Source organism: Rhodobacter flavimaris, from assembly GCF_021378075.1.
GTDB classification, from domain to species: domain Bacteria; phylum Pseudomonadota; class Alphaproteobacteria; order Rhodobacterales; family Rhodobacteraceae; genus Rhodobacter; species Rhodobacter flavimaris.
Map to the genome: position 1 here is coordinate 1 of NZ_JAJUOS010000002.1, position 13,764 is coordinate 13,764.

Annotated in this window: 10 protein-coding genes and 1 pseudogene; 6 read left to right on the forward strand and 5 right to left on the reverse strand. The window is 56.1% G+C overall.

Annotated elements, in window-relative coordinates; translation table 11 throughout:
- The first annotated feature begins 142 nt into the window (after positions 1–142).
- Positions 143–775, forward strand: a complete 633-nt coding sequence (locus LZA78_RS02765; RefSeq protein ID WP_233675434.1) for a hypothetical protein — start codon at positions 143–145, stop codon at positions 773–775.
- 457 nt (positions 776–1,232) lie between these two features.
- On the opposite strand, the gene LZA78_RS02770 is transcribed toward LZA78_RS02765, so the two are convergent.
- Positions 1,233–1,814: a VOC family protein gene (locus LZA78_RS02770; protein ID WP_233675775.1), complete on the reverse strand. Its 582-nt coding sequence runs from the start codon at positions 1,812–1,814 to the stop codon at positions 1,233–1,235.
- 540 nt (positions 1,815–2,354) lie between these two features.
- Here LZA78_RS02770 and LZA78_RS02775 point away from each other — a divergent pair.
- From LZA78_RS02775 to LZA78_RS02795, 5 genes are all read left to right on the forward strand, one after another.
- Positions 2,355–2,990 (forward strand): sulfotransferase family protein, encoded by a 636-nt coding sequence (locus tag LZA78_RS02775; protein ID WP_233675435.1) that lies wholly within the window; start codon positions 2,355–2,357, stop codon positions 2,988–2,990.
- A gap of 270 nt (positions 2,991–3,260) precedes the next feature.
- Positions 3,261–4,268, forward strand: a complete 1,008-nt coding sequence (locus tag LZA78_RS02780; RefSeq protein ID WP_233675436.1) for a hypothetical protein — start codon at positions 3,261–3,263, stop codon at positions 4,266–4,268.
- A gap of 191 nt (positions 4,269–4,459) precedes the next feature.
- Positions 4,460–5,083: a hypothetical protein gene (locus LZA78_RS02785; protein ID WP_233675437.1), complete on the forward strand. Its 624-nt coding sequence runs from the start codon at positions 4,460–4,462 to the stop codon at positions 5,081–5,083.
- Positions 5,080–5,412 (forward strand): hypothetical protein, encoded by a 333-nt coding sequence (locus tag LZA78_RS02790; protein ID WP_233675438.1) that lies wholly within the window; start codon positions 5,080–5,082, stop codon positions 5,410–5,412. The genes LZA78_RS02785 and LZA78_RS02790 overlap by 4 nt, the downstream gene beginning before the upstream one ends.
- A 169-nt stretch (positions 5,413–5,581) precedes the next feature.
- Entirely contained in the window at positions 5,582–6,094 is a 513-nt protein-coding gene (locus LZA78_RS02795; protein ID WP_233675439.1) for a hypothetical protein, read from the forward strand.
- 9 nt (positions 6,095–6,103) lie between these two features.
- On the opposite strand, the pseudogene LZA78_RS02800 reads toward LZA78_RS02795, so the two are convergent.
- The 4 genes and pseudogenes from LZA78_RS02800 to LZA78_RS02815 form a co-directional block, all read right to left on the reverse strand.
- A pseudogene (locus tag LZA78_RS02800) lies at positions 6,104–6,858 on the reverse strand (IS5 family transposase).
- A gap of 97 nt (positions 6,859–6,955) precedes the next feature.
- Positions 6,956–7,867, reverse strand: coding sequence for a TerB family tellurite resistance protein (locus LZA78_RS02805; protein WP_233675440.1), 912 nt, complete (start codon positions 7,865–7,867; stop codon positions 6,956–6,958).
- The gene (locus LZA78_RS02810; protein ID WP_233675441.1) at positions 7,868–8,290 is read right to left on the reverse strand and encodes a hypothetical protein; all 423 of its coding nucleotides are present in this window, start codon (positions 8,288–8,290) and stop codon (positions 7,868–7,870) included.
- A 243-nt stretch (positions 8,291–8,533) separates the two neighbouring features.
- A complete protein-coding gene (locus LZA78_RS02815; protein ID WP_233675442.1) occupies positions 8,534–13,684 on the reverse strand; it encodes a RecQ family ATP-dependent DNA helicase in 5,151 nt (1,716 codons plus the stop codon).
- Positions 13,685–13,764: the final 80 nt, after the last annotated feature.

Sequence of the window (13,764 nt, forward strand, 5' to 3'; positions counted from 1 at the left end):
AACGACAGACCCTCGAATATCGGCGCTTGCAGCACCACAAGCTCGCCGCATAACATCATCCCACAGACGAGGCCCGCTCTCCGCTAATCTACGCCACGAGTTGCGCCAAATGTTCTGACGACGGACACGCATGCGACCGACAGTGGACGACACAATCGACAGGTTGGGTGCTGCCCGTTTCCGGGAAGATCCAATCGCAGGTAGGAAGTACTCGCGAGCGACGTCGATCATCAGCTCGGCCTACAAGCGACATGGCGCGATTCTTCAACGGGCACTACTCGAACGACTGAAAGACTGCGCTCGCCTGCGGGTATGGACAGAGGATGACTTCAAGCTGTCGCATGACTCCCTGCGCCAGGTCCGCATCGCCGAGAGGCTCGACTATTTGTTGCAAACTCAGCTTCCGTACGGAGATCGCGAGCGTTCTGTGCGCGTCGACATCTTGGTCTTCGACGAGGCACGCTGCTCCCTCAACGCGTACAATGTGAAACGCGGCAACGGTTCATACGATGGCGGCAAGCGTCGGATTATCCACGAAGAGCTTGTGCGCACCCAGATGCTGCTTTCCGACTATGGCCGTGGGCTCGGGTTGGTGCCGGAGACCAACCAAACTCACATCATTTTCTATTACGGCCTTCTATCGCTGCCACCACCACTGGCTATCTCGGGTGACGATCTTGATGAGCATTTTCAATTTCCTGTTCGTGAGGCGATTGAGTTCGTGAACGCCTATTTCGTTGCTCGGCTATCAGCACTAATCGAACAGGAAGATTAGTCCTACCAACACCTTAAGAGTCTCAGAGCGCAGCTTTCTTGGAGCCGCCGATGTTGGACCCCGGTTCCATCTCACCGAGCGCTCCTGGCATCGAAGTCAAATTTTTGGCTCTGGAAATTTCCATTACGCCCCAATGCGTTGCGAGGAACTCACCAAACCGGCGCAGTCATCAGGTCCGGAGAATATCGGCCCTCAGAGACCGCTTCCCGCCCCCTTGGCGCTGGCCCCGGTGCTCAGCCCCACCCGCATAACCCTCGAAAACAACGAGAAAATCCGGCCGCAGCCGGATCGGGAGAATGCTTTCGCGAGGGCAAGTGGCGGACGGGAAGAGCGCCAAACCAACAACTAATCTATTTATTTTCAATGTGTTAACTAGACGTCGTGCAGCAAAATGTGCAGCAAAATGTGCAGCAAATTATCGAACGACTTACTGTACGACGCAGCTGCATCCACGCACTCAATACGACCGGCGCGGGGATCTGTCTTCAGACAACGAGCTCTGCCGACGGGCAACAAGCAACTCGATGGCATCTGCCAGATGCTCGCGATCTATATGGTGATCGCCGCGCGCCACGCGGATCTTGTGGGCCTCGATCATCACGTCAGCGTGGCGGCAGCCTTCGGGTGGCACGAACCTGTAACTTGCAAGCTCAAGCCGCAGCCCCAGAGGATCGCGGAAATAGATTGAATCCATGAAACCGCGGTCGACCGGACCCGAATGCTTTACACCGCGTGCATCGAGACGCTCGGCCACCTGCCAGAAAGTGGCCTGACTGACGTTCAGTGCGAGGTGGTGCAACGAGCCGGTTGCCTCTGGCACGGGGGTATCGTCTGGCTGACGTTCTTCGTTGGTGAAGATCGTGATCAGCCGGCCATCACCAGGATCGAAATACAGATGCCCCTCATTTGGGTTGTCGAGGTTCGGCTGATCGAAGATCAGCGGCATACCCAGAACACCTTCCCAGAAATCGATAGAGGTCTGGCGATCGGCCCCGATGATCGTGATGTGGTGAACGCCTTGCGTCTGAATTTTCTTGATTTCATTGGATTTTGACATTCCACCGCCCCCCAGCTCTATGCGCTCAGCAGACTTACAAGCTTCGGCCTGTCGTGCGCCGGGGTCAACGCCCCTATCCTACTTGCGACGCGAGAATGGGCCAATTTACATGAAGAGAGGCAGTATCTGCCTGCATCAATATAAAACGACATGCCTATAGAATAATCACCTCAAGGACGCGGTTCACTCAGATAAGCCGCTCAGACGCCTACCAGCCCGTGACCATCGCTGTGGATCTTGATGGCAAGCTCTACGGATAGAGCTGACCCTAAGTAACTTAAGAATCTGCATTCGGTCGGTCCGATCAATCCACATTTTTTGTGGATCATTCTGTGGAGAAATGCGCGATTCACCTGCATGGATTGACCGCCATGAGGCTGTCACTTTTTTGAGCACAGAGCTCGCACACACCTTTGAATGCCTGGTCCACGCCACATCTGACCCGAGAGGCTAGGGGCTGAATGTCGTAGACAAGTGCTCAATTGAGGCGGAAGCTTATCCTATCGTTTCAGGGGGGATGTCATGGCGCTAGAAGTAATTGGCTCCGGTTTTGGCCGAACCGGAACGAAATCTCTTAAAGCCGCTTTGGAACGGCTGGGCTACGGCCCTTGCCACCATATGCACGAAATCGTCGAAAATCCTGAACAGGTGACGCATTGGCAGAGGCTGGCTGCCGGAGAATCTGTCGACTGGGCGGCGGTCTTCGCCGGGTACAAATCCCAAGTTGACTGGCCAGGCGCGCATGTCTGGCGCGAGTTGGCTCACGCGTTTCCGAACGCAAAGGTCGTCCATACGGTCCGGCCCGACGACAAGTGGTGGGCCAGCTTTGACAAAACGATCGGCAAACTGATGTCCCGATACAGGGACCTTCCGCTTCCACCTCACATTCACGACATTCTCGCGGCATGGAACGAGCTGGCCGGCAAGAGCACGTTTGGTGGCGTCCTTGGCGACAAGGAGAATGGACTGGCAGCCTATCGCAGAAGGACCCAAGAGGTACGCGAAGCGTTGCCGGCCGATCGATTGCTTGTCTTCGATGTAGCGGAGGGATGGGGTCCACTTTGCGCGTTCCTCGGCGTCGATGTGCCTGATGAACCGTTCCCGCACCATAATCTGAGGGCTGATTTTTGGGAGGTGCTCGGTGGTGAACCGACGTAATCGGCAACTAGTAAAGGGGCTGAAAACCAACGCCGCGCATGCATTGGAAATGAACGAGTGTCATCACTCCTAGCCGGACCCGAAGCCTTACCAAGTAGTTCTCAGCGTTCCGGCTTACCCATGCACACCGATGATCGGGCTGTGAGGAACACCCGAGACAAGCATTTGCTGAGAGCCGATGGACAATCGCAGCCGACATGAGCTTAGCGGGAATACTGGTGTTTCCGTCGTTCGAGCGCCCATAGCTCCAGCTGCGGAAACTTTGTTTAAGTGTCCAACGAAGCGCTACTGGCTGCTCTCTGGACAGCACTCGACATCTTCCATCTGCAATCTGTCGCACAGAAACGCAGCCCACCATTCGCATTTGAAAAGGCGCCAATGAGACTCCTGCTTTTCATGGCCGCATTAGTGTTGTTCCCCGCTTGGCAGGCGGAGGGCCCGGCAGGGACGAACAGCCCAACGCTCGAAATCAGCTCCGCGGCAATCCATTGCTCTCAAGAGCGTTCATCGCGCGACTGGGACAGCTTCACGCCCGACAGCTCAGCAGCTTTAGCTCTTAAAGGGACGCCCTATACAGCACTCCTGACTGCCAACATCCCCAGTGATAAACGTCACCGCGCGCAACAGCCTACCCAGTTACAACTTCGGCCCGCCCCAAACCTGCAAAGCCGACTACTAGAGTCCAAATGGGAGATACGGTGGGAAGGACCAGAAGGCATTCCAGATCCAGTGCAGACGGAAATTTGGGGGTTAGATGCGAGATTCTTGGTTCGTGACCAAGTTTTGTTTGTTTCAGGAAGTATCGGTTCAGATTTCGACAAACGCCTAATCGAGGCACTAAATTCTGCGCCTCAGGTAACTACGGTTTCATTGGGAAGTGATGGAGGCAGCGTGATTGCCGCCATTCTTGCAGGAAGTGAAATAAGGTTGAGACGTCTGAATACAGAACTTCATGGACCATGTATATCCGGATGCCCGATCGTGTTTGCTGGCGGCGTCGAACGAAAAATAATTGATCCACAACGGACTCGCCTTGGTTTTCATGTAATCTATGATGACACCGGCCCCATTCCGCTCAGCAGCACGACGTACGGCCATCTAGCATATTACTTTACTGCAATCGGAATTGACCCAAACATCGTTTTTTCTTGGATGCGCGAAGCGGACCCAAAAGCTATTTATGAGCCTGACGATAAAGAGCTATGCGCTTCAGCATTCGCGACTTACATAAAGCAAGTCTGTGGCAGCGAGCTGCCCGAGAACCGGGAACTAAGATGATCAACAGGGACCGATTCATAAGTGTTTTTAAGAAGTTCAACGACGACCTGCGCACGTTCAATGGTAGCCAGTTCGAGTCGTTTGCGACGGGTGTTCCCGCGAAGTAGGAAGGTTACAAACCGATCATCAGACAGATCGCGCTTGAACGCCTTCAAGCAGAGTCTTGGAGCCCCAACGATATCGGCAGCGGGTTGATCCTTACCGCTGTAATTAATGCGATCGAGATCAAGGAAAATCAGCATCTGAGGAACAATCTCGTTCCTTGGGAGCCTCGACACAATCAGCCCAGCGAAACCAGGCAGCTTCGTAGTGATCTTGGAATCGGTCCCGCGCGGCTGCGGTTCGAGAGTGATCTCTTCGACCTATTTCATGAGCGCCGAGAGCCCGCCGAAATCCTCGAAGACCTCGTCGATCTCATTGGCCGTCGGTACAGCCTGATCGCTTACATTTTCTACCTTTTCGATGACAACCGATTCTTGCCGATTGGCACCACCACCTTCGACAGAGCGTTCGATGAGCTTGGGATTGAACTGCGCACTGCTGGGCGCTGCTCGTGGGAAAACTATCAGAAATTCGTCGAATCTGTGCAACTTGTCCGAGCGGGGCTAAAGGACTGGATCGGTATAAAGAATGTCCACCTGATCGACGCACACTCATATCTCTGGCTGCTGGTGCGCTTGCCGCAGAAGGTTGAACAGATGCAGCAGCAGGGCTTACAGCGACCAGGTGATCTCAAGGCGGCCATGATCACCCTAGCCCAGGGTGTGATAAATCGCGTCGATAACGCAACGGGCAGTCAGTCGAGCGGATTGTGAAGAACAAGAAGCTCATGGGCTTCTCATCGAACGAAGCCTTTTACAACTTTCTTTGCAAGATTTGGGAAGAGCAGGACGGGCTTTGCCAGTTGACGGGGCTGCCAATGTTGTTGCCACAAAAAGGTCGACGCATCACGGAGCTTGTGGCCTCGATTGACAGGAAACACAGTGCGGGACACTACTCACCAGACAACATCCAACTAACTTGCTGGTTCGCCAATCGCTGGAAAGGTACCCAAGCCGACAACGAATTTAGCGCGCTGATCAATATTTTGCGAAGAGGCAAGGAAGCTCAGGAAGACTATCCGGAGCACTTCGGGAGTTGTTGATGTAGCCTTGCATCAACCCAGACGAATCCGTCGATGTTAAGCTACAAACCTGAACAGATTCCGCTGCGTCGATACGGTCTTCGCTTTACCTTCATGTTTACTTCTTGCAATAATTTTGAACATCGCGTTCCATTTGAAATCGGATATTTAAAGCCATGGAGGCCAAACCGTGGATATCTTGGTCGATCTCACAGAACAGGTCTTGTCTAATGACGGGGAGAAGATACTGAAGCTTCGGACATTCCGTTTTTGCGACGGACCCAACTTTCTACATGCTGATGTTGAGTGCGTAGCCGTTCATTGCTACCAAAACGAAAAAGATCTGGATGGTTACGTTTCTTTTCGTTGCAAATCCAAGGGATACCATCACAACTCCGGATCATCAGGCAGTCAAAGCTTCTATATAAACATCAAAAGTTTCTTTGAAATTCACCGTCATTTACTCCAACAATCTGAAATGCCATCCTATCGCAATATAAACAGCGAGCACAATCACCTTGGAAAAGCTGATTTACTATTTGAAGAGGCCACAATTGATCAAGAACCACCAGCCCCACCCATCATTCATCTGCGGTTCAAAGAGCGGGAGAACAAAACCTGCGTGACAAATATTGCTATAACAAAGAGTAAATGGGTGGCTATGATGGACGAAATGATCAATGCGGGATGCTCTGAGCCCTAGGGTCAGGATTCATAACCAGTAGATGACGATTGCGGCGAGGGCGATGGCCGAGAGGAACACCTTGGGGCAGCGGTCGTATCGGGTCGCGACGCGTCTCCAATCCTTGAGCCTGCCGAACATGATCTCGATCCGGTTGCGCCGCTTATAGCGGCGCTTGTCGTACTTGACGGCCTTCTTGCGGGACTTCCGGCCGGGAATGCAGACCTTTGTTCCTTGTCTTTCAACTCTTCTCTAAACCAATCGGCGTCAAAGCCCCTATCGGACAGCAATCACCCCGCCTTCGGCAAGCTGCACATCAGAGCTTCTGCGCCGGTGTAGTCGCTGATCTGCCAGGCGGACATGAAGACCCCGATCGGTCGCCCCTTCGCACGCTGACGGCATGCAGCTTGGTGTTCATTCCGTCCTTCGTTCGGCCTATCTGGCGCTCGCGCCCCCCTTTTTCACTCACAGGCTTGAGGCAGTGCGGTGCGCTGTCAAATAGGTTGCATCGATCATGATCGTCTTGTGTTCGACGCTTTCTGCGGTCAGGCCCATCATGATCCGGGCGAAGACCCCGTTGTCGCTCCAGCGCTTCCACCGATTGTAGAGCGTCTTTGCCGGGCCGCACTCCCTGGGGGCATCGCACCACCGCAAGCCGTGCGATTGATAAAGATTATGCGGCCCAACACACGCCGATCATCGACGCGGGGCTTGCCATGGCTCTTGGGCAGGAACGGCTTCAGACGCTCCATCTGCGGCTCCGACAGCCAGTATAGGTTGCTCAATGAACAGGTCTCCTTGCGGAGCCTGAATCATGCCAGGAGCCTGATATCAATGGGTCTGGAGCCTAGACCGCAATTCCCACACAAAGTGATTATTCCTTCACTTTTTAACCAAACCACCAAAGAAGCCCTTAGCCTTCTCAAGAGTTGCGTGCGCCGTTTTCACTGCCGCGGCGCCAGAGTCCTGAATTAAGTCCCCGACAGCTTTCGAGTAGTGGGTTGCTGATTTCGCGAGCTGGCTTTGCATAGAGAGGTGGTCATCGAGTTCCCGGACAATGCTCTCGATCGCGAGCTCCTCGCGTTCATCACATTCGCCATCCGCGTATGCGATCTCCTCAAGGAATTTGCGAATGTCCTTTTTCATCGCGGTCGGGTTACAGTCATCATTGTCGATCTGGTAGTCGGCGAGAGCCTTTGCCATCTCTTTCAACGTCCGGCCTTTGATTTGCATCTCGAGGAGCGGAAGCGCTCGTCTGGCGTAGTCCTCGGAGACTCCCCACTCCTCAGCGAAGTAGGCGACAATTGCCTCGCGTTCGACGTCCTCAGTTTCCCCTGAGAAATCCGCGACTTTCAGGGCGAGCCCGGCCATCATATCGAAGAGAGTAGCTCCGAGGAGGTCTATGGGCGTGTTAATGAACTTGGGAATGGTTTCCACGCGTGAAGACGTGTAGCCAGACATGACCTTCATGACACCATAGTAGGCGCCACCTGACGCAACAGCTGCAGCCACCACCCAACCAACTGGGGTCGCGGCAGCGGCGCCGAGCCCAAGAGCCGATAGAAATCCTCCCCCACCAAAAAACGTGGTAGCCACGGCAGGGGATGCGGCTGCAGCGGCACCAACCGCTCCAGCACCTTTCACGTCCCAGAGTGTCTGAAGCGTATTCTTCAACTTCAGGGAGCCGTAGGCGTCTTCACCAATTCCCAGCTTGATCTTGAACTTGTTGGTGTCCGCGACGACGAGGTCAGTTTCGCTGAGCTCTTGCACCAGTTCCGCTTCGGTCGCGCTCATTTAGGCACCCACAAGAGCAATGAAGGAATTAACCAGCCCATCAATACGCTCTTTGAGCTTGTCGCTCAGGAGATCATTGAGTGCGCCAGCGGCAACTCCAAGGGCGAGTATAAGGGAGCTGAGCAATCCAGCGAGTATCCCACCCAAGAGAGGGATCGACGCAATCAAGCTTGTCAAAACGAGCGCAGCGATGACCCCAAGCGTTACCGTTGGGAATGCTTCTATCAGGTCAAAAACGAACGCCAGGATCTTGCGGCCGACCGCAACAACCTTCGATCCAACGCGTACCGTGATGCGCGCCAAATCGCGCAAAATGGCTTTGAGATCCGCCGACAAACTCGTTCTTTCAATGAGCTCTACAAGCTTACGTTCAGGCAAAGACGTATTCACGTCGCGTATCAGTGCCTCTAGCGCTGCCGACATTCAAATTCCCCGCAAACAAGAAAGTGGACATTGTATTTGCTCAGAATGCGTCTGCGGCATTCGTTGCGCAAGTCTTTCGATGAAACCCTCCAGAATGTTGATAAATGTTAACATCATTCGAAAAACATTTCCGGCACCCCCACCAACCCAGGAGCGCCGCTAACGGCATTAAATCATTCTTAATCAATGCATTAAAAGAACCAACGCATAGTGCCGCACCACATCAAGCAAGCCAACGGCATGTCAGCTAAATACTAGTTCGGGCAAGATCGATTCCCATTCGTCTCGGCGGATCGTGCTGCGAAACTCCTCCTTGTTATCGGTCTTGCGCCAGCGCACGATCGCTCCGATTTCGCCTCGTAGGAAACTTTGGGGGGATGGAGGCTTAAACGCTTGGGACATACGGCTCAGTGTGCGCCCCTTTGCGTCCTTGATCAGCCACCTGTCCTCATCCGCCACAAGGCTGATAGGATCCCCGACCTTGGCGGAGTTAATTGCCTCTAGTGACAGATGCCCATCACGCAGGCGCCCAGCCCAAGACAAGTCCACGAGCTTTAGATCCGGCATCATGTATTGATGCGCCTCAACGGGTAGATCCTTGCTGACAGGCGAAACCTTTCGAACCAAGACATTGTCTTCACCTGCGTGCACATAGGGATGGCGGCCACTCGTAATGACCGAGAGACTACGGCGGGCGCGGGTCATTGCGACATAGAAGAGGCGCCGGGGGGCATCCGCATCTTCGCCCTTGGATGGCCGATCCCAACTTCCGTTCAAGATCACGACATCATCGAACTCCAGCCCCTTCGCGCGATGTGCGGTGAGTAAGAGAAGACCACGCTGCTCCGAGCGGACATCGCGAGACCACTCCGCAAGCCACTCAACGACATCGGGAACTGGCATTTTCTTGTCACCAAGCTCTCGCGCCAGCGCTGCAATGCCTTCTGCAATCAGGTCGATCCAGCGGTTACGAGGTTGTGCGTTCAGCATCGTTAGAAGATCAGCAACACCCAGAAGACGCGCCGGATCCCGGCGTATCTCCGTCACGAACTTTTGCGTCTCGCGCAGCCGCCAGATGCTCGGCAGGCTTTCATTCGCCATCTCTACCGGGATACCCAGAGCTTCGGCGAAACTGCGAACCGCTCCCAAACGCCGCCAATCTCTGGAAATGATGGCTGCACGCGACCAACTCCAATCGGGATCGAGACAGGATAGACGGTGCAACTCCTCGATCGCTGCGAGAGCCTGTGCATCCTCACCGGGCGGGCAGTCCAATAGCTGCACACGCCCCATCCCCACCGGATCAAGCTTGGCAATCGCGCCGCCAGGTGGCTCGTTTCGTCGAGCACGATTAATGGTGATGTCATGACCCAGCTTCATCCGCTCTGTGGCAGGAGCAATGACAGCATTGGCCGCATCGATGATATTCCCGCTCGAGCGGTAGTTCTGGGTCAAAAACTCAGGCTTTGCCCGGTAATATGCCTCGAACTGCCGGATATACCGAATGGAAGCGCCCCCGAACGCATAGATGTTTTGGTCATCATCTCCGACAGCAAAAAGGCTCAGCCGAAGGTCCGGATCATCGAGCGAACGCCCAGCCACAGCGGCAATCAGGGCGTATTCCTCCGGCCCAATATCTTGATACTCATCCACCAGGATCCATCGATAGCCTTGGATGAGCGTCTCGCGCTGTGCCTCGGCCTCAGATTTTGACAGCCCCTCACCGTTGAGCTGTCGCACCGCTTCCATGACAATCCCGTCGAAGTCCCGGCTCTCCGCGTTATCTCCCGCAAAACTTGCGCCCACGAGCCGCATGGCGAGCGCATGGCAGGTCGAGACGGTTACCCCATTGGCGTCGTCCCCGATGAGGTAGCGCAGCCGAGCCCGGATCTCGGTCGCGGCATGGCGGTTGTAGCTCAGCACCAAGATGCCACGCGGATCTTCACGCTTTACCCGGATCAGGTAGGCGATCCGGTGGACCAGCACCCTGGTCTTTCCGGATCCGGGGCCCGTCAGAACCAAAACGTTGGTCTGCTCACGGTCGTCCTGAACGATCTTTTGCTGGACCGAGTTATTGAGAACCTCGACGATCGCCTTCCAGGAGGCGCCCGTGGTCTGGCGTCGAATTTCCGTGCCGCGATCAGGCAGCCAGCGCTTCAGGAACGTCTCGTGCTCGAGCACGAAATAATCCTCAGACAGGCGCAGCGCCTCATCCATCGAGGCCAGCCCTTTTTCCGCATAGGCGGCCATCACATGGGTCTGAATGGTCTGCTCGCTGTAGTGCTCCTCGAGGGGAATGAAATCCTTCTGCGTGAACCCGCCGCCACCGGGGCGCAGGTGAATGGTCATCGCAGGGCGAAACACGGTCAGCCCTTTACCCAGGGTCACCACTTCCAGCTCATGCATCCACAGGAGCGCGCGGCTCATAAGCTTGCTCATGTCCTGCACCGCGCCCTTCAGGAGCGCGTCACCATTGAGCGAGGCAAGCAGATCACCCATCGTGGTTTCGACCTGGATGTCTTTGCCTTGAATGCCCCGGTGCACCTTGCCGATGAGATGTGCCAGCAGAAGCTCGGCCGCCTGTCTTCGAATGGCCGCGGTTTGCTCGAGGATCCCCCATGAGCGGTTCAATGTGACCTCGATCGTGTTTCGGGAGGCGGTGCGCAGGCGAAGGTTCCCCATGCCGCCGTCCTGATCGCGCCCGTCACGCGCCATGCCGCGCAAAAGCCGGTCGACGATGTCAGGACGCACGCTCATATGGCCCATATCCCGCAAGGACTGGCACGTTTCCGCGAGATGCAGAGGTATTCCTTGGTTCCGGTCCGCGTCAGGCGCGGCTTCACGCATCTTGGAAATCAGATCCGCCTCAAGCTGCGAGGCCTGCGCCATTCTCTGAAGCGATTGGCCCTTCACGCCGACATGCACGAAGACCGTCACGGCTACATCGTTTCGGGCAATCCCGAGCGTCTCCAGATCATTCATCGCCTTCGTCAGACCGCCACCGCTCAGACCGCTGACACCTGTCAACTCGTCTGTCGATATCCCTTGATCCGGCGCCGCGTTCATCAGATGCCGTACGATGTCCAGAAGCTGCTCACGCCGCGTTTCGGTGATGGCCTCCGTCGACGCGGCAATCATCGCTTCGGCCTCGCCGATCGTGCGAATGCGCAAGGAGGACGGAAAGACCTGCACCCGGTTCTCTTCGCGGGTCAGAAGCTTCGCATCCTCCAGCCAGGAAACCGCAGTCTTGACGCGCGTGTCATCGGTCGCACTATCACGCTCGAACTCCATATCACGCTCGGCGCGCACGATTTCTCCCGCCGTCGCAATGACTTCCGTGCCGTTCTTCGCCTTACTGCCGGATTTATCGACGCGCTCACCAATCCGCCGTACCGCGCGCAAAATGGCACCGATCTCATGACGGGCAAGACGGGATCGGGCAGAGAGCGAGAACTGTCTCTCAACATCTGCTGAGGCGAAGAGAAGAACGCAGTTGGCATGGGCCCTGTCGCGCCCAGCGCGCCCCGCTTCCTGCAAATAGTTCTCGAGCGAGCCTGGAATATCGCCATGAACGACCAGGCGAATGTCGGGCTTGTCGATCCCCATTCCGAACGCATTGGTTGCCGCGATCACACGCAGCTTCCCGATCCGGAAATTCTCCTGGATCTCGCGCTTTTCCTCAGGCTGCAACCCCGCATGAAAACGCTCGGCTGATAGTCCTTGTTGGCGCAGGAAGGCCGCCACCCGTTCGGTCGCGCTCCGCGTTGCGCAATAAACGACGGCGCCCGAGGCTCCGTCCTGTGGGAGTTTCGCCTCGATCACGTCAAGAATATCCGTGAGCTTGGTCTCTTGCTGCGTGGGGAGCACCTCGAAGGTCAGGTTCGTTCGCACGGCCCCACCATCGAGCAGCATCAGATCGAGATCCAATCGGGACTGAAAATGCTCGCGAATGTCCTGAACGACTTCGGGCTTTGCCGTCGCCGTCAGGCACAGCACAGGCGCCGGCGGCTCGTCCCCCGAGTATTCCTTGATGAAGCGGCCGATATATCGGTAGTCCGGCCGAAAATCATGTCCCCACTTCGAAACACAATGCGCCTCGTCGAGAACCCAGAGCCCGACCTCTCGTTGCGCCAGGATCGACCGAACCGAGACACTGCGCAGCTGTTCGGGGGAGATCAACAAGATGGCCGCCTCGCCCATGCGCACCTGATCAAGCGCATTCTGGCGCTCGGGGAGTGAGAGCATGCCATTGATGGTTACAGCGGAGGAGATCCCTGCCCGCTCCATGCCCTGCACCTGGTCAGCCATCAGGGCAACAAGCGGCGAGATGACGACGGTCAGTGCTCCGGTCTTGTCGAATTTCGAGAGGGCCGGGATTTGGTAGCAGACGGATTTGCCCGTGCCAGTCGGCAAAATGCCCAGGATGCTTTGCCCTCGCATCGCTTCATCGACGATCCGCTCCTGCAATGGCCGGCCCGTCTCATCGACTGGCGCCGGGCGAAAGGCATCAAAACCGAACCAGCGCGCGAGTGCACGTTTGGGATCATTTTCCTCGCGGCACCATGTGCAATCCGGGCTCTCACAGCGGGTGTCACGTAGATGGCGCACGATCAGCGAGGCTTCACGGAACTGCATCCGCACCCAGGGAGGCATGACCGAGTCCCCACCCGCGACGGAAATCCAGGACAAAGCATAGGCCATAGGCCAACCAAGCTGCCCATGGGTGAGCCGGCCCAAAACCTGCTCAATACGCCTGTTACAGGCACGCCCTGCCAGCAAGCGACGGATCGCCTCATGGGCAGCGCTTTCTGAGGGGGGAGAGGCCGAGCGGATTTGGCGGAAGACCGCGTCGAAGCCAGCCGATGGCGGCGCGCGCGTAGTAAGATAGTGATAGGCGATCAGCGCATCGGGCGCCTCTTCATGCAGGCGGTCAAATGCGTCGAGTTGATTCTCGAGCACCTGGAAAACGAGGCGCGCGTCGAGTTCAGGATCATTGACATGCCCAGCCTGCAATCGGCCGTCGTGATAATGTTTGACCAGGTGGTGATAGGGGTTTCGGGGAAACGCCAGCGGGTTCAGCCAAAGCGTATCGATAATGGAATGGCTTAAATGGGCGAGGCGCGGACGAGCGGCGGCGAGATGCGGCAGGTCGTGGCGCAGGATGTTGTGGCCAATCAGGTGGTCCGTGTCGACCACGGTTTCTTCGAGACGGTCGAGGGCGCTCTCAAGTTGACCTTTGCGGGATACGATGGCCGGAGCACCCCCAAATCGAACCGCCGCCAGCGCAAAAATCGTCGCGGTTTTCGGATCGACTTCCAAGTCAACCGACACGCATCGTCGCAGCAGTAACTGTGAATGATCAGGCCGTGCCAGCGCCAAGTTCGAACTGCCCATTTGTTTTATTATCTAATTGGATATTCGATGGCATTCCGCTTGAAGGTCAAGGGGTTGTCGCGAGGGATCGATTGGGGTGC

Excerpts from the sequence above, each read along its gene's own strand:
- LZA78_RS02775 (WP_233675435.1), top strand. The coding sequence starts at position 2,355 with ATGGCGCTAGAAGTAATTGGCTCCGGTTTTGGCCGAACCGGAACGAAA.
- LZA78_RS02805 (WP_233675440.1), bottom strand. The coding sequence starts at position 7,867 with ATGAGCGCGACCGAAGCGGAACTGGTGCAAGAGCTCAGCGAAACTGAC.
- LZA78_RS02810 (WP_233675441.1), bottom strand. The coding sequence starts at position 8,290 with ATGTCGGCAGCGCTAGAGGCACTGATACGCGACGTGAATACGTCTTTG.
- LZA78_RS02815 (WP_233675442.1), bottom strand. The coding sequence starts at position 13,684 with ATGGGCAGTTCGAACTTGGCGCTGGCACGGCCTGATCATTCACAGTTA.